Source organism: Alteromonas sp. KUL106 (assembly GCF_009811415.1).
In the GTDB taxonomy this organism is placed as follows: Bacteria; Pseudomonadota; Gammaproteobacteria; order Enterobacterales; family Alteromonadaceae; genus Alteromonas.
On the sequence record NZ_BLIG01000033.1, the window covers coordinates 14,064 to 40,883 of the forward strand.

Genomic DNA, 26,820 nt, shown 5'->3' on the forward strand with positions numbered 1-26,820 from the left:
ATTAGTCCTCTACCTTCAAGCCCATTGAGCGAGCAGAACCCGCGATAGTGCGTACCGCTGCATCTAGATCAGCTGCAGTAAGGTCTGGCTCTTTAGTTTTAGCAATCTCTTCCAACTGAGCGCGAGTAACAGTACCCACTTTTTCAGTGTTAGGACGGCCAGAACCACTCTTGATGCCCGCTGCTTTCTTAAGCAGGTAAGACGCAGGAGGAGTCTTTGTTTCGAATGTGAAAGAACGGTCTTCGTATACAGTAATTTCTACTGGTACCGGAGCGCCTTTCTCAAGACTTTCAGTTTTCGCGTTGAAAGCCTTACAGAATTCCATGATGTTCACACCGTGCTGACCTAGTGCAGGACCAACCGGTGGACTTGGGTTAGCAGCGCCAGCTGCAACCTGAAGCTTGATAATACCGCTTACTTTTTTAGCCATTTTACATGCTCTCTTGTTTGGGTCTAACGCCTCGCAAATACAGAGATTATTTGCTCAATCGGCTTCCCGTTTCCGTTTAAAAGGGCGCGCATTATATAAGGTGATTAATTACTATGCAAGGGCTAATTAGAATAAAAAACGGTCGAAAGTTCAGTATTTTTGCACGCTTACTTTCTAATACCAATCCGCATAGATAATTGCTCTCGCTGAGTGGGTAATTATCTATGCGGGCTGGTATAATGGGCAAACACAAACAAAAAAGCCCCTATCAGGGGGACTTTTCAATATGACATCAAATCATGTTGGCAAGCTTTTTCAGGTTCCCTTTGTTTTTAGGCGTACTTGATAAATTGATTACGGCCATTATTTTTTGCTCTATAGAGCGCCTTATCAGCTTTGGATATGGCATCTTCAGGTGACTGCGCCTTAGATAGCGAACAGAAGCCAGCGCTAGCAGTCATTATGAACATTTGCTGATCAATTTTTACTGCCCTTTCTTTTAGCTTTTTCATTGCCCGAGATAGATACAGCTCCGCCTCATCCTCTTTACAATGAGTAAGAACGACCATGAACTCTTCTCCCCCCCAACGCCCTACTATGTCAGCTGCTCGCGCTTCTTCTTCCAGACAATAGGCAAATTTCTTTAACGCCACATCACCCACATCATGACCATAGACATCATTAATTTTTTTGAAATGGTCAATATCAAAAAGAATTATTACCGCATCTTCGCTACTTCTTTTGGTGGCGTGCCATTGGTATTTTAAAAACGTGTTCAAAAAGCGTCGGTTCTTCAGGCCGGTTAGCTCATCAGTAGTCGCTTTAAGAGACGCAATGCGTGCTTTCTTAGCATGAACGAGTTCCGCATCCTGCAGCGCCTTCAATCTCGATGTGATTTTAATGAGGTGTTCATCTAACTGCACAAGCATTGCAGCTGGCAATCTAGACTCTTTATAACGCAGTGCCGATATATAGCCCGGAACGCATGTTTTAACACCGCAGTTTTCAAGTTCTACAAATAACTGAATCGGAAATAAACCGGTTCTCTTTGTTGTTTTTGTCGCTATTTCTATAATGTTTTCGGTTTCGTAAACGCTGGATCTTACGTTGAGGAGCTGTTGAATATTCCCTTTGCAGACAACGTCTGGCACTTTGGTATGAAATTGACGGTTGTAGCTGAGTATCTCACCATCCATTGCAGCAATTACAGCAGGCTCAGTTATGTTGTCTAATACAGAGCGCAGGCTCACATCACCAGCTAACTTAGTGTGGTCAACCGAAATACTCACTTATTCCTCCCATCTCATCATTATGCGGTTCTAAATGGATAACGATGTGGCAATGACCATCTCCGCTTGCGATCGTCTTTTTCAACTCAACAGCGGCATAAGAAAATTCCGTTGACACGATTTTTCCAAAGACGTTTGCCGTCATTGAACAAAGCGGACGTTTCCCTACCACATTCACACCAAAAGGGCATTGGGTGTTGATTAAAACTATAGCGTTTCTAGATATCTCTGAAACCCTAAATCGACCGCCTATTCTTCGTTTTAAATCGACTAGTATATGCGCCATTGTTTCTATCGTCATGGCATCATCATTTAGCTCCCTTTTGTATTTGTCGTACAGCATCTCTCCGACTTTGTCAGCAACCAAGCTGATGAAACTTTTTGACTCTTCAAATCCAATAACATCCTCCAACAGCTTTTCAAGCTCTAGCAGGATAGTTTGATGGAATGAGCTGGCGTCAATATCTATGTTTTTACATGCTATGCGTTTTGCAACATTTTGCTCTGCCATGATAGCCCCTTAAGTTATACTTAAGTTGTAGAACATGACGATTAAATAATCAACAAGTGGGAAAGTTGCTACCTTTTTACCTAACTACGTTAGTCCGTTTTATTTTGAATAGTGTGTGACGTTAACGTTCGCGCCATGAAAGCTCGATTGATGGGATTATGATATCGATGCTCCGGTGTTTTAATGCGCCATAGCCAATGTCAGAACAAAAAAAAGCCCCTGTAAAGGGGCTTTTAAAAATTACAAAGCAGAATAGGCTTAGCCTTTTTCTACCTGACCAAATTCTAGGTCTACCGGTGTAGAACGTCCGAAAATAAGTACCGATACTTTTACGCGGCTCTTTTCGTAGTCTACTTCTTCTACTACACCGTTGAAGTCTGCAAACGGACCGTCGATAACGCGAACCACTTCGCCTGGCTCGAACAATGTTTTTGGTCTTGGCTTATCAACATTCTCTTCAAGACGGTTTAAGATAGCGTCAGCTTCTTTCTGCGTGATTGGCATTGGACGATCTGATGTACCGCCAATAAAACCAAGTACACGAGGTACGCTTTTCACTAAGTGCCATGACTCTTCTGTCATCGCCATTTCTACCAAAACATAACCCGGATAGAATTTACGCTCAGACTTACGCTTTTGACCCGCACGCATTTCTACCACTTCTTCAGTTGGTACTAGTACCTGACCGAAGTAGTCTTCCATGTTGTGCATTTTAATATATTCAAGCAGCGTCTTTTTAACGCGAGCTTCGTATTGCGAATAGGCTTGTACTACGTACCATCTTTTCTTTACTGCTTCTTCAGACATACGTTTATGCTCCTATTCCAGTAATAAAGCCAACTACACGAACAATAATGCCGTCTAGTCCCCATAAAATTAGTGCCATAACTAACGTCGCTGCAAGCACGATAAGCGTAGTTTGGTTCGCCTCTTGACGAGTAGGCCACACTACTTTGCGAACTTCTGTGCGAGACTCTTTAGCAAAGCTCAAGAAGGTGCTACCTTTTTCGGTAGTTGCTGCGATGAAACCAGCAATACCCACTACTACGACAATTGCGATGGCACGGTATAGTACCGAGATCTCACCGTACATTGTATTAGCGGTCACTAAACCGGCAAGCAGTGCAAAAATCACTACCCATTTAAACATGTCCAACGCATTGGACTGATTTTCCGTCTTTTCGCTCATGTTACGATCCTAGCACTACAGCGTCGTTGATTTACGCATTTGGTTAATGCGCAATTTAAAAATTCTTAGTTTAAGTAAATTTGGCAGGGGTGGAGGGACTCGAACCCCCAACCATCGGTTTTGGAGACCGCTGTTCTACCAATTCGAACTACACCCCTGTGGTGTCATCAAGACAAAATTTACTTACACTGCCCTTGGGAATAATGCGTCTTTTCTGAGGAAAGTGCGGTATCGCAAGGGAGGGACGCGTATTATACTTAACCACTTTCAAGATACAAGCGCTTTATCTCTCCTAGATGCTCTTCCCATTATTTCTCACTCAACTTATTCCACACCAATAAAACCACCCGTTTGGTGCGCCCATAGCTTGGCATAAATACCGTTGTAAGCAATAAGCTCTGCATGCGTTCCCTGCTCTACAATCTTGCCTTTATCCAGTACCAGTAAACGGTCCATTTGTGCAATTGTCGATAAACGGTGAGCAATCGCAAGCACGGTTTTGCCTTCCATCACTTTATCTAAGCACGCTTGAATCGCTGCCTCTACTTCTGAGTCTAATGCCGATGTCGCTTCGTCTAGTACCAGCACGGGCGCGTCTTTTAACAATACTCGCGCAATAGCGATACGTTGCCTTTGTCCACCAGATAACTTTACTCCGCGCTCGCCCACATGGGCGTCGTAGCCTGTTCTGCCATAGCTATCGGTAAGGGTAAGAATAAAATCATGCGCTTCTGCCTGCTTAGCCGCCCGAATCATATCGTCTTCCGTTGCGTCGGTTCGACCGTAGAGAATATTGTCGCGTACCGAGCGGTGCATGAGCGAAGTATCTTGTGTCACCATACTGATTTTGGCACGAAGTGTTTCTTGCCCAACCTCAGTGATATCTTGCCCGTCAATAATAATACGGCCGCTTTGCGTATCGTAAAAACGCATAAGCAGATTTACTAGGGTAGACTTGCCCGCGCCTGAGCGCCCCACCAACCCAACTTTTTCCCCCGGTTTTATGGTTAAATCCAAATGATTAAACACATCAATAGGTTTGTCATCCGCACCTGAATAAGAGAAATTAACGTCATCAAACGTAATGCCCCCACCAGCGACGCGCAGAGCATTTGCTTCTGGTTTGTCTTGTACCGCAATAGGCTGTGCTAACGTATTCATGCCGTCTTGCACAGTACCTAAGTTTTCAAACAGGCCCGATACTTCCCACATTACCCAGTGAGACATACCGTTTAGTCGCAAACACAGACTAATAGCAATAGCGATATCACCGGGGCTCGCAATATTTTCCAACCACAAATACACAGACAGCGCACCGATAGTGAAAATGAGAATAGCATTGGCCATTTCCACGCAGAATTCCAACACGGTAACCAAACGCATTTGCGGATAAACCGTTTTAAGAAACCCATCCATACTCTCTTTTGCGTAATCCGCTTCGCGGCGACTATGTGAAAACAGCTTTACCGTTGTGATATTGGTATAGCTATCAACAATACGTCCGGTCATTAGTGAGCGTGCGTCTGCTTGCTTTTGCGAGACCTCTTTTAGTTTAGGTACCAATACCTTTAAAATTCCAATGTAGACAAAGAACCATACAATCAGCGGCATGGCCAAGCGCCAGTCGGTACTAAAAATAAGTACCACCATTGAGATAAAATACACACTTATATACACCAACAGGTCGAGTACCTTGGTGACAGTTTCTCTCACTGACAGAGCCGTTTGCATGACCTTCGTGGCAACACGTCCGGCAAATTCATCGTGAAAAAACGTAAGACTTTGTCCCAGTAAGTAGCGATGCGCTTGCCATCTAATGCGCATAGGATAGTTGCCCATCAGGGACTGACGAGAAAATAGCGAGCGCAAAAGAATGAAAAGTGGAATGAGAACAAGTACTGTGCCCCCCATTCCAATAAGCGTAAACTTCTGGTCAGCCAAAAACGTCTCGCGATTTTGCTCAGAAAACCAGTCAACGAGCTGCCCTAAAAAGCCAAACAATGCCACTTCTAACATGGCCACTATTGCACTGAGCACAGAAACGGTGAGGATTACTCCCCACATGCCCTTGGTATAGTATTTACAAAAAGCAACGATACCCTGAGGTGGTTGAGTGGGCGGTGTATCTGGGAAAGGCTGGGTCAGCTTTTCAAAAAATGAAAACATGTAAAACTCGTTAGTTATTCAGTGACAGATGATTTGTTCGTGTTGCCAATGCTAGATCGCTATAACGTGGCTTGACCGCATCGACCATTGCGGTATGTTTTTGTTACAAGGGTCAATGCGATAAGTACGCAATTCTACACTAAATGTTCACGCCTTGTCGGTGATACATTGGTTTGTTTAATACAATTTCATTGTCGTGCTTTGTCGCCTTTTTTACTTCAATTTCGCTTAAGCAAAAATGCAAAACACGTTAAGCATCCGTTTATATGCGATTAATCTGCTTTTTGTCGTTTTGACTTTTATTCATACTTCACGTGGATAAAAATAATAACGATGCCACACACATTATTATGGATAATTCTTTATTAAAGCACGTCGATGCTGCGCTTAAGCACGCGCGTAGGATCTTTACATTCTGTGCCTTTGCGAGCTACTTAGCCTCTGGCCCCGCCTTTTCAACGCCACTACAGGAAACACCGCACGAGCAACCTAAAGCAATAGACACATCCATACCTCCTACTATCGTTACAGAGCGGTCGGAAAACGCGATTTCAGAAACGTCTGATGACCACATGGGCGATACACTGGTTGTGCCTTTCATTGCAGGTACAGTGGAACTTGATGGCATTATAAACGAGGCCATTTGGGAAGAAGCAACTAAGGTGCCGCTGACCTTTGTAACCCGGCCTTTTGAAAATACAGCGCCTCCTGTACTGACAACGGCACGCATATTTGAAAACGGTGAAAACATTTATATTGCGTTCACGGCGCAAGACGACGACCCATCCCAATTACGCGCCTTATTTCGCGACAGGGATAACGTTTGGGATAACGACTTAGTTGGAATAAAAATAGATACGTTTGGCGACAGTCGTCTGTCATATCAGTTCTTTGTTAACCCCCGTGGTATACAATCTGATGCCATCGAAAACCAAATGACGTTAAGTGAAAGCGATAGTTGGAATGCGATTTGGGACGCACAAGCACGAATAACACAAGACGGCTATACCGTTGAAATTGCATTACCTTTTCGCATCATGAACTTTCTCGATAGTGATGGCCCGAAAAGATGGCGAGCGGAGTTTGTACGTTTCTATCCGAGAGAAAATAATCTTCGAATATCTAACAGGCCCGTTGATAGAAATAATGCATGCGGTTTATGTCAAATGGGAGACATGGAAGGTTTCGCCACGGCAAAGCAAGGTCAAAACCTATCGATCACACCTTATGCGGTAGCGGGCTATGCCCGTAACCGTGAAGCCGTACCCTCGCAAAGTGCGACAGGCTGGCAGTATCAAGATAACCAAGAAATAGGTGTTGATATTAACTGGGGCATATCATCTGACATGCTCCTGCAAGCCACCGTTAATCCTGATTTTTCTCAAGTGGAAGCCGACGCTGGACAACTCGGTATTAATAACCCGTTTGCGCTATTTTTCCCTGAACAGCGCCCCTTCTTTCTTGAAAACGCAGATTTTTTCAGTACCCAATATGACCTTGTGTATACCCGTAATATCGGCGCACCTGACATCGGCACCAAACTGACTGGGCGGGTGAACAACCATACTTTTGGCATTTTGGCCGCTAACGACGAAAGCACCACATTTTTGGTGCCTGGAAATCTGGGCTCTAGTGTAGCAAGGCTCAACGAAGAAAGTACGAATATAGCCGCGCGTTACCGCTATGATATTTCGGATGCGCTTTCCGTAGGCGCAATCATTACTGGTCGTCACTCAGAGGATTACCATAACATTGTTACAGGCCTAGACAGCCGTTATCAAATAACGCCAAGCGATACGTTACGTGTGCAGGTACTGCGCTCACAAACGCAATATCCACAAACATTGTTCTCTGACTTTTGCAGTAATGACTGTAGTGCTGATGATGATATTAACGAAATCACCCTACGAACGCGCAAAAACGATGCTTTCTCGGGTAGTACCTACAAGATTGACTACCGTCACGAGGTCCGTGACTGGTATGTCTATGCCAATCGCACCAGTACTCAAGCCGATTTTCGTGCTGACCTTGGCTTTGAGAGCACCGTGGATAGGCATAAGAGTGTACTGGGTGGCGGCTATATCTGGTGGAATGAAAATGCATGGTGGAACCGCTTCGAGTTCGGCGGTGATTGGGACATCACTCACAACGATAACGGAGAGCTTATCGAACGCGAAATGCAGGCTCAAGTAGAATTAAGTGCGGCTTACCAGTCTTATTTCAATTTTCAATGGATTAAAAGGGATACTGTTGGTCTACGCCACAATGGCGCTAGTTTAGCCATTGATGGCAATACCTCGCGCTTTACCGAAGAACAATATTCTTTCTATTTTGAAGCCCAGCCAAGTCGCACGCTCTACTTCGAAAATTTCGTCCGTATTGGTGACAGAATCGATTTAAGAAACGACCGATTGGGCGATCAGGTGCTCCTAGAGCCTTCAATTACGCTTAACCTGGGGCAGCATTTGGAAGCCTCACTGAGTCATGAATACAATCGTATTGATGTAAACGATGAAATGCTCTTTACCGCCAACCTATCGGATTTGCGACTAAGTTATCAGTTTAGTGCAAACCAGTTTATCCGCGTTGCACTGGTTTACGCCGATATCAAGCGAAATCCGCGTTGCACTGGTTTACGCCGATATCAAGCGAAATACCGATAATTACTTAATGCGCGTAGATGCACGAGATAGAAGCCTAGGCACGCAAGTGGTGTATTCTTATATGATAAACCCACTTTCGCGCCTTTATATTGGCTATGGCGATTCAGCGTTTGCCGATGATGAAAACCCAGGGCTATTACGCACCGAGCAAGCTGTCTTTATGAAGTTCAGCTATGCGTGGCTTTACTAAAACATCTATTTTCAATCAGTGAAACCTAATTCAGCGAGCGTAGCCTCTACTTTATCTTGATGCTGCGCTTGCCATTCACTGAGTGACATTGCCGCATCTTTATCACCTCTCGCCTTGGCGATTTCAAAAGCACGCTGCGCTTGTTCATGTGGAATAACCGCTATTCCCTCTTCATCAGCCACAATAATGTCTCCCGCATTGACGGTGACACCGCCACAACGTACTGGCTGGTTAAGTGGAGCAATACACTTTTTTGCGCCGGGCTTGGGCACCACACCGCGCGCAAACACGGGAAACTGGTTTTCCCTAGTTTCTGCAATATCGCGTATAACACCGTCAATAACGAAACCTTTGATACCGCGGGATTGTGCAATGGCACAGACGTTCCCCCCAGCAACCGCAAATTTATCGTCTGCCTCAACCACGATAATATCACCTGGGTTTGCGCGATATATGGCCGCATGTAGCATAAGGTGATCACCTGGCTCACATTTTACAGTGAATGCTGGGCCAGCAATACGTGGCATACCTTCCCACAAGGGTTTTATCGCGTAGTGCATAAACTGCTCTCTAGGCAGTGCATCGGCGTACTCACAAGGTGATACGCTGTCAAAAGTGATATTATGTAAGTCCATCGCCGTTCCTTGAGTGTCGTAATGTCTATAAAAAAACACTATAGCGAAATTAAACCTACAAGTTGTTACAAGCTGTGTATTTTCACTATAAACACTTTTTCTATCTCCGCCGCCATGCTAAAAACGAGTAATAAAACGTGCTCGCAATCCGCCAAACCATTCCGTAAAAAGTATTTACAGGTTTTCGCAACGCACTAAAACAATAAGCGGCAAGCCCGAACATTGCCCAACAAAAGGAAAACTTCACATGTTACGTAGCGTTTTAAGCTTAAGCGTGGCACTAGCCTTAACAGCTTGTAGCCCTCAACATTCATCCACAGAACAACAGACGCAGAGCGCGGCCACCCAAGATGCCCAGCAACCGCTTTCATCAGGCGTTATTAAAGAAAATATGGATTTGTCTGTTGACCCGGGTGATGACTTTTTTCGCTACGTAAACGGCAAGTGGTTTGATAACTTCGAAATACCCGCAGATAAATCAAGCTACGGCTCTTTCGTCATTCTTCGCGATGAAGCCCAAGACCACGTTATGGATATTATAAAGTCGTCTGCCGAAGGCGATTTTAAAGCGGGCAGTGATGAGCAGAAAGTGGGCGATTTTTATCGTGCTTATATGGATATGGAAACCCGCAACGAACTAGGCATGACGCCGTTAAAGCCTGAGCTATCAAAAATTGACGCTATTGAAGATTATACCGACCTTGCCGAATATTTTGCCTATGCCGCTCGCTATGGCTACGGTGCGCCTTTCAGCTTAACCCAATACCCAGATCTTAAGTCACCAAAAGAATATTTGATGTACACATGGCAAGCCGGGTTAGGACTTCCTGAGCGCGAGTATTACTTTAAGGACGACGAAACGTCACAAACCATTCGTGATGCCTACGTTAAACATATACAAACTATGTTTGAGTTGGCAGGGTTTGAAGCGCCAAAAGAAAGCGCAGATATGCTCTTCGCACTTGAGACTAAAATTGCTCAGCTACACATGAAAAAAGAGCAGGCACGTAACTTTGCCGCCAACTATAACAAGCTGACGATTGAAGAACTCAAAACATTAATGCCTCAGTTCGACTGGGACGCTTATCTAGCCCAAGCTGATGTAAGCGACATTCCTTCGCTGGGGATTCTGCAAAAAGACTACATGCAAAACATCGATGGCGTTATTGCTGAAACATCCTTAGACGACTGGAAGACATTTCTTAAATGGGGCTTGCTCAATGCTTCGGCCAGTCGCTTAAATGCTGAGCTTGATGAAGCAAACTTCAACTTCTACAGCAAAGTGCTTCGTGGCGTAGAAGAGCAGCAGCCACAATGGCGTCGCGCAGTAAGTCTGTCTAATGAGCACGTCGGCGAGCTCATCGGCAAAGTGTATGTGAAGCAGCATTTCCCACCGGAAGCGAAAGACCGCATGATGGAAATGGTTAACAATTTGCTCTTAGCGTACAAAGAAAGTATCGAAAACCTCGACTGGATGACAGACGAAACCCGTGCGCAAGCGCTGGACAAACTGTCCAAGTTTACTGTGAAAATTGGGTACCCAGACCAGTGGAGAGACTATTCAGCTCTGACAGTGAATGCCAGTGACCTGTTTGGAAACCTTAAGCGTTCTTCGGACGTGCTGTATGAAGAAATGCTGAAGAAACAAGGCGGCCCAGTGTGGACCCATGAATGGGGCATGACGCCTCAAACAGTCAATGCTTACTACAACCCGCCATTGAACGAAATTGTGTTCCCAGCGGCTATTCTTCAGCCACCGTTCTTTGACATGAACGCCGAAGACGCGGTTAACTACGGGGGAATTGGTGCGGTAATTGGTCACGAAATTGGCCATGGTTTTGATGATTCAGGTTCAACCTTCGACGGTGATGGCGTATTACGTAACTGGTGGACAGATGAAGATCGGGGCGAATTCGAAGCGCGCACTGCAAACTTGATTGAGCAGTATAATCAGTTTGAGGTTCTGCCTGACTTGCATGTGAACGGAGAATATACCCTAGGTGAAAACATTGGCGATCTTGGCGGTATCAGCATCGCACTGAAAGCTTACCACCTGTCGCTTGATGGCGAACAAGCCCCTGAACTTGACGGCTTCACTGGCGATCAGCGTGTATTCATTGGTTACGGCCAAGTTTGGGCCAGTAAATACCGCGAAGAAGCGTTGCGCAGCCAAGTACAAACCGATACCCATTCACCAACAAAATTCCGCACTAACGGCGCGGTACGCAACGTGCCAGAATTCTACGAAGCGTTTAACGTAACCGAAGAAGATGCGTTGTATTTACCACCCGAAGAGCGCGTGAAAATTTGGTAACTTGCGCATATAAACTTGCGTAAATAATACGATAGCTAAAGCCCCATGTTTCGTTCGTCAAACTGGGGCTTTTTTGTGGTGGAACAAAAATAGAACATTAGTTACGCAACGACGTTAAAACGTCTAGCGCCACATTGACTTTTTCGGCTGGCACAAAAATGTGGTCGTGATAATAAGCGGCTACCACGTTGGCACTGATTCCCGCCTTACCCAGCGCGTTAGACATGGCAGCAGTCATCCCTACCGCTTCCAAACTCGAATGTACTTCACAGGTTATACAGCGGTAGTAGCCTTCAAATTGCAGATTAGCTTGCTTGGCCGCGGCCACTGGCAGAATCAGCGTTGTGCCCTCGCGTTCCTGAAATATGCCTTTAGCCACCGAGACAAGCGTGGTTGATAACTTATCCGCAGGCAATGTAGTGAACACATAATTTTCACTACTCGCCACGGGGTTTAAGTTTTTTAGTAACACGCTTAGGTCAGTTTCAGCGACCACAAGAAGCCCTCTCAGTTTAGCAGCATACTTTTGTTACAGCTTTTTAGCTCTGATGCGCTTACCTTTAATTTTACCCTCTCTAAACTGCGTCATCGCTTTTTTAACGCTTCGCGCTTTTACAGCAACAAAACTCATGCTGTTTTGCACCGCTATTTTACCCAAGTCATCGCCAGGTATTCCTGCGTCTTTGGTGAGGGCTCCCACCAAATCCCCTGGGCGAAGCTTTTCTTTTTTACCTGCGCTCAATGAAAGGCAGGTAAATTCGGGCTGGGTTATTTTGTTTTTGTGAAACCGCAGGCTCTGAGCACCTTTCAGCGGAATATCACTTTCTTGTAGCACCTCTATTTTTCTTAAGAAATGCTCTTCCTCTTCACTTACCAGCGTAATTGCCATCCCCTTCGCCCCCGCACGGGCGGTGCGCCCTATTCGGTGAATATGGGTTTCAGGCTCTTCACTCACAGTGTAATTGATAACACAGGCGACATCGTCAATGTCTAAACCACGCGCTGCTACATCAGTAGCTACGAGCACTTGGAGTGAATCGCTAGCAAACTGCATGAGCACTGACGTTCGTTGATGCTGTTCCATATCACCCTGAAGACCTTTCGCGCTAAAACCGTCTTCAAGTAGCTCCTCAACCACCTCATTGACCTGCGTCTTGCGATTACAGAAAACAATGGCATTTTTAGGCTGAAATTCAGTTAATACCGCTTTTAACGCCTGCGTACGCGTATGAGGCATTACGTTGTATCCGAACTGGGTAATAGCAGGCTTATTCTCTTGCGATTCAACTTTGCAGGTTACTGGATTGTGTAAGTACTGCTTGGCCACACGCTCTATTTGTTCGGTGAAGGTGGCGGAAAACAACAGGGTCTGTACCTGCTTTGGCGTTTGACCAAAAATAACGCGCAAGTCATCCTCAAAGCCCATGTCCAGCATACGATCGGCTTCGTCGAGTACACGCAACTTTACGTTGCGCAAGTCTATGCGGCGCTTTTCCACGTGGTCCATCACACGTCCTGGCGTACCGACAATGATGTGGGGACTATGTTTGAGAGACTGAATCTGCGGCCCCATCGGCTGACCACCACACAAGGTTGTCACTTTGATGTTGCCAATATCTTTAGCGGCTGCACGGCATTGCTGAGCAACTTGTTCTGCAAGCTCTCGAGTTGGACAAAGCATAATCGCCTGCGTAGAAAAGTCATTAACTTCAATACGCTCTAGCGCAGGAATGACAAAACATAAGGTTTTACCACTGCCGGTTTGGGCCTGACCAATCACATCTTTACCCTGCAATGCGTCTGGAAGCGACTGAGCCTGTATGGGAGAAAGTTGGTAGATACCTTGCGAGTCTAATGCTTTTATGATGGCGGGATTTATATCTAATTGCTTTACTGTTTCAACTGTCATTAATTTGGGTTCCAAAGGTGCACTACACCATGTTCGGTATGATGAGCTATGCCGTATTCTTGAGACACCATGTCACTCCATGAAGAAAGCTGCTCATTAAATTTATCACTCATTTTCACATCGACCGCAGCTAACTTGAGTTTTTCTAAAACCAATACACAAGTGTCTTTCTTGGAGAGTGCTAGGTAGGCCGTTGAGATATCGTACTTACTTGAAAGGGTTATTGTCTCACATTTAAACTGATTTGGGTTACACCCAAAATCAATTGCCCCCTGAGAGCCGAAAATTGTGTCTATTTCATTATTAAATAAGGCTTCAACTAGCTCATTCCATGATTCATAAGCGCTTACTCTGAAGCCATGTTTAACCGCCACGTTATAGCGATAGTCTTCTAAAAGCGTACCTACTCTGAAGGTTCTTGGTACTTCATCAAAGGTCTCGAAAAAGGGTTTGTTTAAACCATAAAGGCCATGAAGATTGCGTGATACGGGGGTAACCCAATGAAACACGTCGTCTCTTTCCTCCGTGCGGATAACAGCAAACACCAACACGTTCGATTTAGACATCGCTTCTTTAGCAATTCGTTCCCACGGCGCAGATAATATATATTGCGGCAGTGAAATCTCATCGAGAACATTATTGACCAAATCGGCAGCAATGCCCTTCAATTTGCCGCGTTCCCCCTTCTCAGAAAAGAGTGGGATAACATCAGCTATCACCCAAAGATCGCTTGCATCAGCATCTAGCTTACCCGCGAGGCTTAAAAGACCGTAATTCAGCTCGACGTTAGCATGATTTTTCGACAGCTCAGACTTCATCTCATTTGCAAGCAAAGAAAAGCTTTCTGACCTTTTATACTCCGTGACCTCTTCACTTACACGCTCTGCAAATTCAAAGGAAGCGCTGTTTTTATCGATTGCGATGTAACTGATGGCTATGTTTTCTTGCTGACTTCCCGCATTTGGCGTGCAGGGTATGGTTCCACCACACGTCATCGCAATCAATGGTGATATCCAATAAAACGCTTGCTCGTTTTCCTCGCTCCTCACCAAACTAGAATAAATATGGGGGCCAAGCTGCGGTTTACTCGAGGCCTGTATTAAGTCGACTTTTTCGTTTGATAAGGCATTTTCGAGGACGGTGCGGGCATACTCGTCAATGCGCTCTCGCTGCAATTGGGTAAGCATACCTTGAAAATCATGGACACTGGATTTAAAGAGAGAAAGTGCCCTTGCGGAGTTTATCCACAGAGCACTTAAACAAAGAACCAGTATAATTAAGGTTGAAACGCTTTTTCTAGTTTCCACTGTAATGTTTGTCCAGCAAAGAATGGAACCATATCGGTGCCATCCGCTAAAGTCACTTGCTCTGGCACCGTCCACGATTCTTTAACTAACGTCATTGTAGTCTCATTTCGTGGTAAACCATAAAAATCCGCGCCATAGTGGCTCGCAAAGCCTTCTAACTTTTCTATTGCGCCGAGCTGCTCAAATACTTCTGCATAAAGCTCAATTGCAGACCACGCACTGTAGCACCCTGCACAACCGCATGCGTTCTCTTTTTTATGCTTAGCATGCGGCGCTGAGTCAGTACCCAAAAAGAACTTTCTATTGCCACTGGCAACCATATCACGAAGGGCTTTTTGGTGAGTATTGCGTTTAAGTACTGGCAAGCAGTAATTGTGTGGACGTACTCCACCTACCAAAAGATCATTGCGGTTTAACAATAAATGCTGAGGCGTAATAGTGGCACCCACGAACTCACTCGCGCCGGCAACAAAGCTTGCTGCATCTGCGGTTGTAATGTGTTCGAACACCACTTTCAGTTTCGGAAACGCGTCAACAATGGGTCCCAAATGAGTATCAATAAACACTTTTTCACGGTCAAAAATATCGATATGGTGCTCTGTCACCTCACCGTGAATTAATAATAACAAACCTTGTTCTTGCATTGCCTGGAATACGGGATACAACGCCTGGATACCTTTTACCGCGGCATCAGAATTCGTTGTTGCGCCCGCTGGATACAGTTTGCAAGCTGTGACACCTGCTTGCTTGGCATCAACAATATCTTGTGGCGTAGTTTGATTGGTTAAAAACAAGGTCATCAATGGCTCGAAATTGCTGCCACTCGGTCTTGCAGCCTCAATGCGCCCCTTATAAGCCATTGCCATTTCAGCATTTACCACTGGCGGTACAAGATTCGGCATGACGATAGCACGTTGAAAGCAGCGCGCGGTAGCCGGAACGGTTTCTGCTAGCATTTCGTTGTCGCGAAAATGAAGATGCCAATCATCTGGTGTAGTAATGGTAAGCGTTTGCATGCCTTGTCTCTCTTAATACTTGTTCAAACAGAGGGGGAACTTGCGCGCAATAATAGCACAACTCACTTTTTTTGCGCGCAGAACACCGTCGTTGATTTAGGCTATTTTTTAACGTTTTCGTGCTCTACCCAAATTAGCTTGCTGACATCATACCCCGCAACCGTGGCTTTTTCTAAAAGCTGAGAACGTACATTTTCACTTATTGATGGGGTGCGGGCTAGAATCCACAAATAGTCCTTATCAGGGCCAGTAATCAACGCGTATTGATAACCCTCTTTATCTAACTCCATGATTACGTAACTCGCATAGAAGGGCCCAAAGAACGAGACCTTAAGGTGACCTATCGAGGGTGATTCAACAAAGTACGCTTTACCCTCGGCCTCATCCCACGTGTTTTCTTCTTTAGAAAATCCACGATTTATGACCTTTACACCACCGTCGTCGCGCATACTGTAAGTCGCCGTGACTTCGCTTAACCCTTCCTCAAAGCTATGATCGTACCTAGCTATCTCGTACCACTTACCCAAGTAACGAGGAAGCTCGAAACCATCAACAGGGGTTACTTTATCAGGCACACCGGTACACGCTGATAGACTAAAAAGAATAACCCCATTAACGAAAGCAAAAATCAATTTCTTAAGCATATCTCTTCTCTTTTTTGTAAATACTTGCATAGCACGGTCCACCTGCTGTTCGTATTAGGCCGTTACTTCATTCAATAGGCCGTTACTTCATTCAATAGACCCTTTCACTCAACATTGGCTCTGACCATACAAAATAAGCTAGCTGTCGTTAGCAGAAATAATTTCGCCTAATCAAACTTTTATTCTCAGAGCACTCATATTACAGTGCCTCAACGAAAAGCCATGAATAGATACCAATAGCGAGTGCCTTCACGTTTTGTTCACTCGATATTGAAAATAGGGAGAAGAACAAATGAATGCACATTTTCCACACGCAAGCCGATTAATTTATGGATGCATGGGGCTCGGTGGCGGTTGGAATACCTCATCTGTTACAAAAGACGATATACGCCAAGCGCGTTCCATTATCGACACTGTATTGGATTTAGATATCAATGTTTTCGATCACGCTGATATTTATACGTTTGGTAAAGCCGAAACTGCCTTTGGCGCAGCATTAAAAGAATCACCAGCGTTAAAAGACAGAATGATTATCCAATCAAAATGTGCAATACGCTTTGAGGATGATTTGGGACCAAAACGGTATGACTTTTCAGCAAGCCATATTCATAACTCTGTTGAAGGTATTCTATCTCGTTTAGGCATAGACCAGCTCGACGTGCTATTGCTTCACCGTCCTGACCCTCTGATGGAATTAGAAGAGGTCGCAGGCACCCTCTTGCTTTTGCAGCAGCAGGGGAAAATTAAACACGTTGGCGTATCCAACATGCATGGTCATCAAATTAGCTATCTTCAATCGGCCCTATCAACGCCTATAGTCGCTAATCAATTAGAAATGAGTTTGAGTTTTAGAGACTGGTTAGAAGACGGTATTACCACAAATAGTGCTGCAAACCGAAATATCGGGTACGCTCCTGGAACCCTTGAATACTGCATGATGAACAAGGTACAACTGCAAGCGTGGGGAAGCCTAGCTCAAGGAAAATATACAGGTGCTAAGGCAGAGACAGCTAAGGATAAGGCCACGGCAGATTTCGTCGCGCAACTGGCCAGTGAATATCAAACGACACCAGAGGCCATTGTATTGGCTTGGCTTATGCGCCATCCAGCAAATATAGCGCCTGTGTTGGGCAGTACCAACGAAGCAAGAATTAAATCCAGTCAGAAAGCCATGGACGTCCACCTTACCCGTGAGCATTGGTATAAATTGTTCGAAGTCGCTCGCGGCCAAGAGATGCCATAAATAACTGAAACAGGAATGGGTATGTTAAACGGCTTTCATCATGTTGCGATTATTTGCAGTGATTATCCTCGCTCTAAGGCATTTTACACCGAGATATTAGGCTTTTCGGTCCTTGACGAAAATTACAGAGAGGAGAGAGACTCCTACAAATGCGACCTCGTGTTACCCGACGGTAGCCAAGTGGAATTATTTTCGTTTCCCGGCGCCCCTCAAAGACCATCTCGTCCGGAAGCCCAAGGCCTAAGACACTTGGCTTTTAAAGTGAACAACCTAGATACCGTCATTAATCACTTAACTAACAAGCGGATAGCGTGTGAGCCAGTACGTATCGACGAGTACACCGGTAAGCGCTTTACGTTTTTCCAAGATCCAGATGGGCTGCCGTTAGAACTTTACGAATATTAAGTGTTTTTGCGAAAGGTATTGATTGTCGAGCAACGCCCACTGCTCGACAATTCATCCAAGCGGCGCACTTGTGCTTAAAAAATCGCAGAGAGTCATACCAAATCGCAATGCTAGTCGAGCATTCTTACTTCTCGTTGTGGAAATGGAATATCAACGTTATTTTGCTGCAGGGCATTGAAAATTGCTTGGTTTAACGCATAGCGCACCTCAAAGTGTCTAACAGCAGGAGCCCAAACCCTAATACCAAAATTAATACTGCTATCGCCAAAGTTATCTACACCAACAGCAGGTGATTTTTCGTCACTCACACCGTCAACGGTTTCAATGGCACTTTGAATTATCTGAATAACCTCATCCACGTTGCTGGAATACGCCACACCAATTTCCAATTCAATAAGCATGTTCTCTGCAGAATTATGCAGTATTTCCCCTACAATCAATTTATTGGGAATTTGAATATGAACATTGTCTTCGTCAATCAATATGGTATAGGGAAGCATGACTTGGTCTACAACTCCCGCTACGCCGCGAACGCGTATCGTATCTCCCACGACGAAAGGGCGAGTAATAATGATGGTAAAACCTGCCGCGTAGTTTGCCAACATACCCTGTATAGCTAACCCCGCTCCCAATCCGACGGCACCCAAAGCAGCAATCAGCGGCGTAACACTAATACCCACGTTGCCCAGCGCAATAATAATCACAATACCCAGTATCGCTAGCTTGCACACTCCACCAGTAAACCGACTCAGCGTGACATCAATACTTTTGTTAACCATAAGGTTTTCAACCACATGGCCTATTTTGTTGGCTATCCACCAGCCAACAAAGAAAATGATAATTGCACCTACAATTTGAAAGCTATAGGTCACTGCAAATTCAACGAGGGTGTCGTATAGTGCTTGGGCTTGTTTTAATTCATCCATTGATGTGTGGGTTCAATTAGCGGTGAGACTTCAATAGATAAAGCTTAAACAACAACGAAGGGAAAAACCAGTGCAAGAATTCAGTCCTACACTGGTATGGGATTTATAATATCAATTGATGAGAGGTCTTATTCTAGGGCGTGTTGATCTTTGCTGTGCACTTTTGCAGACTAAAATTCGTACACCAAAGATCAACACGCCCTAGGATCACTTAATTTGCGTATTCGCTTGCTTCAATTTCAGCCAAACGCGCTTTGGTCGGGTTCTTAAGATAATTGTAGACAAGCCCAACAAAAAGCAGAGCAGCAAACCCTGTCGCCACCATAAAACCGTATTTGGCATCACCGCCATTAGCGTCGCTAACCAGGCCCATAATAAAGGGGCCAGCGGCTGCGCCTGCGGCAGTAAAGAACAATATTACGCCGGCTACACTTCCGTGTTGATGTTTAGGAAAACAGCTTATCCCTTTTGAATTGAAGGTTGGGTATATTACCGACATGAAGATGCCTGTCAGAGGGAACAAGAAGAGCGCAATATGCTTTCCACCCCACAGCCCGATACCGAAGCAGAGTACAATAGCACCGGTGAACAACATCAAAACCAGTGCCCAGTTGAAACGAGACATCATCCATATTCCGACAAATCGTCCCGCAGCACGAAGTATAAAGAAAGCGGTAACGGAATAAATGGCTAATGTTTGCGAAAAGCCTTCACTGTAACAATCATAAGTCGCTTTGAGTGTGGTGGCGTCACACACTAAATAGCTTGGCATCCAAACATAAATGGCACTTTCTGCCGCAACGTAGAGAAACGCCCCCAAAGAAAAGCCGAGCGCATAGGGGTTTTTAACCAGTTTTAGGCTTTGTGCTATGGATACTTTTTCTTCACCGGCGCCTGTATTCCTAGTATACGCAGGGTATTTAACCAACAACGCGCCAACAATAAGGACGGTACATACCCCCCCTGCAATAACGTAAAGCCACTGCCAAGCAACGCCCTGATGGATAAGGTAGGCCACAATTAACGGGCCTATAATTGCGCCCACGCCAAAAAAGGCTTCTGCACCGTTCATTGTCGCTGTGTGCTGTTTTGTGGATGATGATATATCACCAATCAGCGCGAGGGCACCTGTCTTGAATATGCCCACGGCAACGCCTGAAAGACTCATTAAACTAACAATTAGCATGAAGTCATTCGCAATTAGGAAGCTGTAACACGCAAGCCCAAAGAGCGCTAGCCCTATGATGATAGTAGGTTTTCTACCTAGTTTGTCTGCCAAGAAGCCTAAGAATAAGCCCGATAACGCGATACCCAACATTGGGAGTGAATGCATCAAGCTAGCTTGCGCATTAGTGACCGAAAACGCCACTTTTACTTCTTTTATTATCTCGCCTACAGAATCTGATGTCATTGCGAACATCATAAACATTAGGTACGTCAACCACCTGATAATTCTGCTACTAGAGTCATGATTAGGCATATTCTGTCTCACCAACACACTGTTGAAAGGTTAAACTTAACCTTTCTTAAATTCATAAAAACACGTTCACTGTTAAACGTATTCATTTAGTTAAAAATAACGATTTAATAACCTTGAAAAATCAGCTTAATCGTTTAAGATAAAAGTTAACAGAATTTAAAAAGCCTGTAAACCCGATAATTCGGCTAGGCTAATTTAGCATACAAATGCGTAACATTTTGGAGTTTTCTATGAGCTATGCTGCTGACAGTGGTGTATGTTTAGACCGAATCTTGGCATCGACCGATTTATCTGGCCTTACAAAGAAAGATGCGACTACATTTACTCGTAGATTAAAGGCACATTTTCCTCGCCTTTTCGAAAAGTATACTTATGTCTATGGTCATCAGTACGACTGCTATTTTCATTTACAAAAACTCGTTGAAATTTTAAGAGACGGTTTAAAAGATAGAAAAGCCGCACTCAAAAAGTTAGACAGTGAGCGCTTAGACTCTCCTCTGTGGTATCGCGATGAAGAACAAGTCGGCATGGCGTGTTATGTGGATTTGATGGGACCAACCCTAAACGATCTTCACGATAAAATTGATTACTTTAAGGCACTCGGTGTTACCTACGTTCACCTCATGCCTTTATACGATGCGCCTAAAGGTGATAGTGACGGTGGGTATGCCGTGTCAGACTACCGAAAGGTAAACCCAACTTTAGGGACTGTGAAAGATTTAGAAAGGCTCGCAGCTGCACTACAAAAAGAAGGGATCAACCTGGTTCTTGATTTCGTTTTCAACCATACCTCGGATGAACACGCTTGGGCTAAAGCGGCATTAGACGGTGACAAGCAATATCAAAATTATTATTACTTGTTTGATGACCGAACAATTCCAGATCAATACGAACATACCCTTCGAGAAATATTTCCGCAGGTGAGAAGAGGCAGTTTTACCTTCAATGCGCAAATGGAAAAATGGGTATGGACAACGTTTAATAGCTTTCAATGGGACCTAAACTACAGCAACCCAGAAGTATTTAACGCGATTACGTCAGAGATGCTCTTTTTAGCAAATTTAGGCTGTGCTGCGTTACGCTTAGACGCACTGGCATTTATATGGAAAGAACTTGGCACTGATTGCGAAAATCAGGAAAAGGCGCACGTACTTATCCAAGCGTTCAATTGCTGTCTACAAATAGTAGCGCCCGCGGTTGTATTTAAGTCAGAGGCTATCGTGCACCCTGACGAAGTGGTGAAATATATCGACAAGGACGAGTGTCAGCTTTCTTATAACCCATTGCTTATGGCCTTATTATGGAATTCGCTGGCAACGCGAAAAACGCGACTTCTCACCAGCTCAATGAAGAAAAGTTTTGCCATATCTGATGACTGTACATGGGTTAACTATGTGCGTTGCCATGATGATATCGGCTGGACCTTTGATGACGCTGTCGCCCATCAAATTGGCATTAACTCGTTTGATCACCGCTTTTTCCTTAATCAATTTTATACGGGACGGTTTGAAGGCAGCTTTGCCAACGGTGTACCTTTCGCTGAAAACCCGTCAAACGGTGATTGTCGGGTATGCGGTTCCCTTGCCTCATTATGCGGTTTAGAAGGTGCACTAGAAAATAACGATGCTCACGGTATAGATGAAGCGGTTAAGCGAATGCTATTACTGTATGGTATTACTTTTAGCATTGGTGGTATTCCTCTGCTTTATTCAAGTGACGAGATAGGCAAGTTAAACGACTATAGCTATCGTGATGATGACAGCAAAAAGCACGATGACAGATGGGTTAACCGCATTGCGGTTACTAACCAAGATACCGCGCTTGCATTAGGAGAGAATTCACCTTCAACACCAGCAGAAGTAGCTAGCCTAAGAGTATTCAATGGCCTGCAACATATGATAAAGATAAGAAAGCAGCATGCTATTTTCGGTCAGTCTAAAACCCACATACTAGACACTGAAAACCAGCATTGTTTTGCCTTTTTGCGAGAAAATGCAGAAGGACAAAAACTCCTTGTCATTTGTAACTTTAGCGAACATCCTCAGTCACTATCACGTAGCATTTTAGCTACACTTAAGCATTCGACAAGTACAGATTTGCTGACTGACGATACTGTCGAGATAAACTCGACAGCACTTCTACTCGCGCCATTTCAACAAATGTGGCTCCTTCCTGCTTAATGACGCTTCTCTACGTTGAGCCCAACTAAGTCCTGGCTTTGGCCAAGAAACTCGTTGGGCGCCTCCTTGGCAAATTATTTAACTTTATAAAAGCCAATAACTTAGCAAGTATCCCGTTTTTTCAAAGGCAGTAAAAAAAATAGCCACTATAATTATGGTAGTGGCTATTTTTTCGCACGCTTTAAGGTGAACTGCGTTCTAGACCAATAAAAGCAAAGGGAGTAGAAAAAATACATGTGCTGTTAAGTATGGTTTAGTTCTTGCTAAATCCATCGCAGTACATCTCAGAATTAGCCGCCGGCAGAATTCGGATTATGTCATAAGGATATGTTCACATGGTAACGGATAATAAAATGCAAAGTGACTGCACATTAGAGTATATGTGCCCCTATTGCGGGGCTATAAACAATTTTCACCTCAACAGCATTCGCGATATGTATTACGAGCAGCATGAGTCCTGCGGTTGCTGCAATAAGGTGTTAAGCCTTACCCCAGCGGACGGTATAGCAGGCAGTATAAACCTCATCGTCGATGAAATTATTAACGACAATGTGATTAAGTAGCCGCAAACCCGTGGTTACTTTCTTTGTTAAACAAAAAAACCGCTGAATTCAGCGGTTTTTTTCATGTTAGCGACGAAGCTTGTTTAGCGAAAAAAATCTCGCTTCAATTCACTATCAGTAAGGAAGCGGCCGCCCAATGCAGACGTTTTTGTGTATGAATTCGTATCTCGAATCCCTCGGGCCTTAACGCAGTAGTGTGTTGCATTGATACTCACCGCGACGTCTTCAGTATTTGTCAGCGTTTGTAGCGCAACAAGTACTTGCTGAGTCAAACGCTCTTGCACCTGGGGACGCTGCGCAAAAAAGCCTACAAGCCTGTTAATTTTCGATAGACCAATTACTGTGTCTTTCGGAATATAAGATACCGTCGCAGTACCGTCGATAGTCACAAAATGATGTTCGCACGTGCTTGTCAGACTAATATCTGACACCTGCACCGGCTGGTCAATCTGCATCTTGTTTTCGATGGCTGTGATTTTTGGAAACTTTCGATAATCGAGCCCACCAAAAATCTCGTTAACGTACATCTTAGCGATGCGTGCTGGTGTGTCACACAGGCTATCATCTGATAGGTCAAGACCCAGCGTATCCATGACGTCACGCATGGCACTTTCAATCCGTTTCCGCTTTTGGTCATCTGTCAACCCATTAGCCACCATGGGGGTTTCCAATCCTCTGGCTTCTAATGCTTCTCGTACACGTTGTGCTGGCTCTGATATAGAGGGGTCTAGTGCGTCGCGCACAATTACCGCTTCTTTTGCTAACATTCGATTATCCGTTGTTACTGCTTTTTTTGAACTTCTACGCTTAAATGCTCGTAAAGGTTCGGTTATACAACAACATGACTTTAATTTAATGTTGTTGCTACCTTAGGTATTACTAACACACAATAGTAAAACTGCGACCGCTTAGTTAAAAAGGAAATCATTTTGAAATCACCCGTACTTATAACAGGCGCTAGCCAACGTCTTGGTCTAGCCATGGCCGAAAGTTTGCTTGAACAAGGCCAGCATGTTGTGGTGACGTACCGAACATTCCGCTCGAGCATCACGATGCTTAAGGACAAAGGCGCGACAGTCTTACATGCAGATTTTAGCACCGAGGCGGCTATTGATCGAGCAATTGATGAGATTAAAGCAATCAGTAACACCTATCGAGCTATTATTCATAATGCATCTGATTGGGCGCAAGAAAAAGACAACAGCGATAAGCAAAGCTTAATAGAGCGAATGATGATGATTCACGCTATCGCTCCGTACCGTATCAATTTAGCGCTTGAAAAAGCATTGTGCGACCACGAGGGGCAAGCTGACATCATTCACATGACTGATTATATTCAAGAAACGGGCAGTGAAAAACACATGGCCTATGCAGCGAGTAAAGCAGCACTCCACAACCTGACCCTATCCTTTGCTAAAAAACTCGCCCCGCAAGTAAAAGTAAACAGTATTGCCCCTGCTTTGCTTATGTTTAACGAAGGTGACGACGACGTGTACAAGAAAAAGGCATTAGGAAAATCATTGCTAGAGATTGTGCCAGGGGCACAAGAAGCCGTAAAAGCCATGAACTACTTATTTGATAGCGATTACGTGACAGGGCAAACACTTCACCTTAATGGTGGACGGCATTTAAAATAGAGAACGCTGCCTTTTGAATAACGTTTATACCAATCCGCATAGATAATAAAGTAATCGTCACCGCCAAATAATTTCATCGCCATTTGCCTTGGTCTCATAGTGATGCATGGCTATAATCCCAACCCTAATTTAACGTACTTGGAATTTTTACTATGCACGGCAACCGTACTATGGCGCCCGAGTGGCATGACGTTGATGCTGTTATGTTAGCGTGGCCTCATGCGCAAACTGATTGGGCACCATGGTTAGAAGAAGCGAGAGACACCTACCTTAATGTAATTGCAGCGGTAAACCGCAATGATGCGGGTGTCATTTTGTTGTGCGCACCAAGTGACGTAGACGACCTGATGTCCCGTTTACCTGAAAATGCGCACGTGCTTATTGTTGCGGCGTCGTTTAACGACACCTGGATGCGCGACTACGGTTTCATTACATGCAAAGACAATGAAGGCAATGGCTCACCTGTTGAATTCCGCTTTAATGGTTGGGGTAATAAATTCAACGCAGCTGAGGACAACTTAGCTAATCAGCGTTACTTGGCTGCTATGTGTAAATCTGTGCTCCGCAGCAGCCCTATTGTGGCTGAGGGCGGTGCGTTGGAGATTGATGAAGACGGCCACCTATTGAGTACCGCTCAGTGCTTACTTAACCCTGAACGTAACGGTGATATGTCGCTAAGTGCTTACGAAGATGCATTTAAGGATATGCTAGGCTGCAGCAAAGTTACTATTTTGCAGCATGGTCATTTAGAAGGCGATGATACTGACGGCCACATCGACACCTTAGTGCGTTTCACGCCGAACAAAGGCCTAGTGATTCAGGCGTGTAACAACCGCCCTAACGATAGTCATTTTGAAGGCTTAAAAGCGTTGTGCGACGAGTGCGCACTTGAGCTGCCTGAGCATGAACAGTTTCATTTACCCCTGCCTAATATAGTAAATGACGAAGGGGATCGCTTGCCGGCATCGTACGCAAATTACTTAATTTGTAACAACGCAATATTATTGCCTGTTTACGGTGAAGAGGAAGACGCGGAAGCCATTGAGACTGTACAAAAAGCACATCCCAATCATATTGTTGAACCAATTGATTGTAGTGTACTCGTAAGACAATACGGTAGCTTGCATTGTATTTCCATGCAGGTACCTACAAATACGTTAAAAGATTCGATTATCACCACCTTAAAAAAAGGAGTGTCAATACATGCGCCCAGCTAAGCTAAAAGTGGGTCTGGTACAACAGGCCGTTGCCGATAACGACAAAGCGACGAACTGGAATAAAAGTGCCGAGCAAATTGCTAAATTAGCGGCTGAAGGCTGCGAGTGTATTCTGCTTCAAGAACTGCACAGCACACTGTATTTTTGTCAGCAAGAAGACACTGACGCCTTTGATTTAGCTGAACCAATCCCTGGCCCAGCGACAGACTTTTTTGGCGAACTGGCCGAAAAGCACAACATTGTATTAGTGACGTCTCTGTTTGAAAAACGCGGTTCTGGGTTGTATCACAATACTGCTGTCGTGTTTGACCGCAGTAAAGAGATTGCGGGCAAATACCGAAAAATGCATATTCCTGACGACCCGGGCTTTTACGAGAAGTTTTACTTCACGCCAGGTGATATGGGCTTCACGCCAATTGAAACTAGCGTTGGAAAACTTGGCGTATTGGTATGCTGGGACCAGTGGTATCCAGAAGCAGCGCGTCTAATGGCGATGGCTGGTGCAGATTTGTTGTTCTATCCTACCGCTATTGGCTGGGACTTAACTGACACAGAAGAAGAGCGTACCCGTCAGCACGGCGCATGGGAAACCATTCAGCGCGCTCACGCTGTGGCTAACTCAGTTCCAGTTATTGTAGCGAACCGCACAGGCTTCGAAGCATCGCCCGTTGAAGGTGACCCAGGCATTCAGTTCTGGGGGCAAAGCTTTGTCGCAGGTCCGCAGGGCGAAATTTTGGCTAAAGCCGAAGCTGAAGGGGAAACTACCCTAACAGTAGAGCTTGATATGGAACGTACAGAGCAGGTTAAGCGCATTTGGCCTTACTTCCGTGACCGCCGCATAGACGCCTACGACGAGCTAACCAAACGCTGGCGCGACTAACCCGAATAATGGGGTCAGAGTACATT

The 26,820-nt window shown here is 44.8% G+C and carries 25 protein-coding genes and 1 tRNA gene; 10 read left to right on the top strand and 16 right to left on the bottom strand.

Translation table 11 applies throughout. The annotated features are described in order from the left end of the window. Position 1: 1 nt before the first annotated feature. The 7 genes from rplK to GVO63_RS12430 all read right to left on the bottom strand — a co-directional run bounded on the left by rplK (position 2) and on the right by GVO63_RS12430 (position 5,585). Entirely contained in the window at positions 2-430 is a 429-nt protein-coding gene (rplK, locus tag GVO63_RS12400; protein WP_159495015.1) for a 50S ribosomal protein L11, read from the bottom strand. Between the two features lie 332 nt (positions 431-762). Then, positions 763-1,719 carry a GGDEF domain-containing protein gene (locus tag GVO63_RS12405; RefSeq protein ID WP_159580259.1) on the bottom strand — a complete coding sequence of 319 codons (957 nt, stop codon included), beginning with the start codon at positions 1,717-1,719 and terminating at the stop codon, positions 763-765. Further along, on the bottom strand, positions 1,703-2,230 hold the full coding sequence (locus GVO63_RS12410; RefSeq protein ID WP_159580261.1) for a methanogen output domain 1-containing protein: 528 nt from the start codon (positions 2,228-2,230) through the stop codon (positions 1,703-1,705). Before GVO63_RS12410 ends, GVO63_RS12405 begins: the two co-directional genes overlap by 17 nt. Before the next feature lie 258 nt (positions 2,231-2,488). Next, positions 2,489-3,037, bottom strand: coding sequence for a transcription termination/antitermination protein NusG (gene nusG / locus GVO63_RS12415; RefSeq protein ID WP_159580263.1), 549 nt, complete (start codon positions 3,035-3,037; stop codon positions 2,489-2,491). Between the two features lie 4 nt (positions 3,038-3,041). Continuing rightward, on the bottom strand, positions 3,042-3,419 hold the full coding sequence (gene secE / locus GVO63_RS12420) for a preprotein translocase subunit SecE (protein ID WP_159580265.1): 378 nt from the start codon (positions 3,417-3,419) through the stop codon (positions 3,042-3,044). 81 nt (positions 3,420-3,500) lie between these two features. Next, positions 3,501-3,577, bottom strand: a tRNA-Trp gene (locus tag GVO63_RS12425). Between the two features lie 166 nt (positions 3,578-3,743). Next, on the bottom strand, positions 3,744-5,585 hold the full coding sequence (locus GVO63_RS12430; RefSeq protein WP_159580267.1) for an ABC transporter ATP-binding protein: 1,842 nt from the start codon (positions 5,583-5,585) through the stop codon (positions 3,744-3,746). A gap of 350 nt (positions 5,586-5,935) precedes the next feature. On the opposite strand from GVO63_RS12430, the gene GVO63_RS12435 reads away from it, so the two are divergent. Continuing rightward, complete coding sequence (locus GVO63_RS12435; RefSeq protein WP_159580269.1) at positions 5,936-8,248, top strand: carbohydrate binding family 9 domain-containing protein; 2,313 nt, start codon at positions 5,936-5,938, stop codon at positions 8,246-8,248. Between the two features lie 7 nt (positions 8,249-8,255). After that, a complete protein-coding gene (locus GVO63_RS12440; protein ID WP_159580271.1) occupies positions 8,256-8,438 on the top strand; it encodes a hypothetical protein in 183 nt (60 codons plus the stop codon). An 11-nt stretch (positions 8,439-8,449) separates the two neighbouring features. On the opposite strand, the gene GVO63_RS12445 is transcribed toward GVO63_RS12440, so the two are convergent. Beyond that, positions 8,450-9,073, bottom strand: a complete 624-nt coding sequence (locus GVO63_RS12445; protein ID WP_159580273.1) for an RraA family protein — start codon at positions 9,071-9,073, stop codon at positions 8,450-8,452. A gap of 247 nt (positions 9,074-9,320) precedes the next feature. On the opposite strand from GVO63_RS12445, the gene GVO63_RS12450 reads away from it, so the two are divergent. Next, positions 9,321-11,387 (top strand): M13 family metallopeptidase, encoded by a 2,067-nt coding sequence (locus tag GVO63_RS12450; protein WP_159580275.1) that lies wholly within the window; start codon positions 9,321-9,323, stop codon positions 11,385-11,387. 97 nt (positions 11,388-11,484) lie between these two features. On the opposite strand, the gene GVO63_RS12455 is transcribed toward GVO63_RS12450, so the two are convergent. From GVO63_RS12455 to GVO63_RS12475, 5 genes are all read right to left on the bottom strand, one after another. Continuing rightward, positions 11,485-11,883 (bottom strand): ACT domain-containing protein, encoded by a 399-nt coding sequence (locus tag GVO63_RS12455; protein ID WP_159580277.1) that lies wholly within the window; start codon positions 11,881-11,883, stop codon positions 11,485-11,487. A gap of 33 nt (positions 11,884-11,916) precedes the next feature. Then, the gene (gene dbpA, locus GVO63_RS12460; protein ID WP_159495003.1) at positions 11,917-13,296 is read right to left on the bottom strand and encodes an ATP-dependent RNA helicase DbpA; all 1,380 of its coding nucleotides are present in this window, start codon (positions 13,294-13,296) and stop codon (positions 11,917-11,919) included. Beyond that, positions 13,296-14,483, bottom strand: a complete 1,188-nt coding sequence (locus GVO63_RS12465; RefSeq protein WP_236552134.1) for a transporter substrate-binding domain-containing protein — start codon at positions 14,481-14,483, stop codon at positions 13,296-13,298. Before GVO63_RS12465 ends, dbpA begins: the two co-directional genes overlap by 1 nt. Positions 14,484-14,572: 89 nt before the next feature. Further along, positions 14,573-15,619 (bottom strand): dihydroorotase, encoded by a 1,047-nt coding sequence (pyrC, locus tag GVO63_RS12470; protein ID WP_159495001.1) that lies wholly within the window; start codon positions 15,617-15,619, stop codon positions 14,573-14,575. A gap of 101 nt (positions 15,620-15,720) precedes the next feature. Further along, positions 15,721-16,263 carry a lipocalin family protein gene (locus GVO63_RS12475; protein ID WP_159495010.1) on the bottom strand — a complete coding sequence of 181 codons (543 nt, stop codon included), beginning with the start codon at positions 16,261-16,263 and terminating at the stop codon, positions 15,721-15,723. Positions 16,264-16,555: 292 nt separating this feature from the next. Here GVO63_RS12475 and GVO63_RS12480 point away from each other — a divergent pair, with 292 nt between their 5' ends. Beyond that, positions 16,556-17,506 carry an aldo/keto reductase family oxidoreductase gene (locus tag GVO63_RS12480; RefSeq protein ID WP_159580281.1) on the top strand — a complete coding sequence of 317 codons (951 nt, stop codon included), beginning with the start codon at positions 16,556-16,558 and terminating at the stop codon, positions 17,504-17,506. Between the two features lie 21 nt (positions 17,507-17,527). Further along, entirely contained in the window at positions 17,528-17,911 is a 384-nt protein-coding gene (locus GVO63_RS12485) for a VOC family protein (protein WP_159494999.1), read from the top strand. A 110-nt stretch (positions 17,912-18,021) separates the two neighbouring features. Here GVO63_RS12485 and GVO63_RS12490 read toward each other — a convergent pair whose 3' ends face one another. Then, the gene (locus tag GVO63_RS12490) at positions 18,022-18,837 is read right to left on the bottom strand and encodes a mechanosensitive ion channel family protein (protein ID WP_159580283.1); all 816 of its coding nucleotides are present in this window, start codon (positions 18,835-18,837) and stop codon (positions 18,022-18,024) included. Positions 18,838-19,048: 211 nt separating this feature from the next. Then, entirely contained in the window at positions 19,049-20,266 is a 1,218-nt protein-coding gene (locus tag GVO63_RS12495) for an MFS transporter (RefSeq protein ID WP_159580285.1), read from the bottom strand. 281 nt (positions 20,267-20,547) lie between these two features. Here GVO63_RS12495 and GVO63_RS12500 point away from each other — a divergent pair, with 281 nt between their 5' ends. Next, positions 20,548-22,497: an alpha-amylase family glycosyl hydrolase gene (locus tag GVO63_RS12500; RefSeq protein ID WP_159580287.1), complete on the top strand. Its 1,950-nt coding sequence runs from the start codon at positions 20,548-20,550 to the stop codon at positions 22,495-22,497. 335 nt (positions 22,498-22,832) lie between these two features. Beyond that, a complete protein-coding gene (locus tag GVO63_RS12505; RefSeq protein ID WP_159494996.1) occupies positions 22,833-23,060 on the top strand; it encodes a hypothetical protein in 228 nt (75 codons plus the stop codon). 83 nt (positions 23,061-23,143) lie between these two features. On the opposite strand, the gene folE is transcribed toward GVO63_RS12505, so the two are convergent. Continuing rightward, complete coding sequence (folE, locus tag GVO63_RS12510; RefSeq protein ID WP_159494995.1) at positions 23,144-23,827, bottom strand: GTP cyclohydrolase I FolE; 684 nt, start codon at positions 23,825-23,827, stop codon at positions 23,144-23,146. A 162-nt stretch (positions 23,828-23,989) separates the two neighbouring features. Here folE and folM point away from each other — a divergent pair, with 162 nt between their 5' ends. The 3 genes from folM to GVO63_RS12525 all read left to right on the top strand — a co-directional run bounded on the left by folM (position 23,990) and on the right by GVO63_RS12525 (position 26,794). Next, positions 23,990-24,697, top strand: coding sequence for a dihydromonapterin reductase (gene folM, locus GVO63_RS12515; protein ID WP_159494994.1), 708 nt, complete (start codon positions 23,990-23,992; stop codon positions 24,695-24,697). Positions 24,698-24,849: 152 nt separating this feature from the next. Then, positions 24,850-25,914, top strand: coding sequence for an agmatine deiminase family protein (locus GVO63_RS12520; protein ID WP_159494993.1), 1,065 nt, complete (start codon positions 24,850-24,852; stop codon positions 25,912-25,914). After that, complete coding sequence (locus GVO63_RS12525; RefSeq protein WP_159494992.1) at positions 25,901-26,794, top strand: carbon-nitrogen hydrolase; 894 nt, start codon at positions 25,901-25,903, stop codon at positions 26,792-26,794. Before GVO63_RS12520 ends, GVO63_RS12525 begins: the two co-directional genes overlap by 14 nt. The last annotated feature ends 26 nt before the right edge of the window (positions 26,795-26,820 follow it).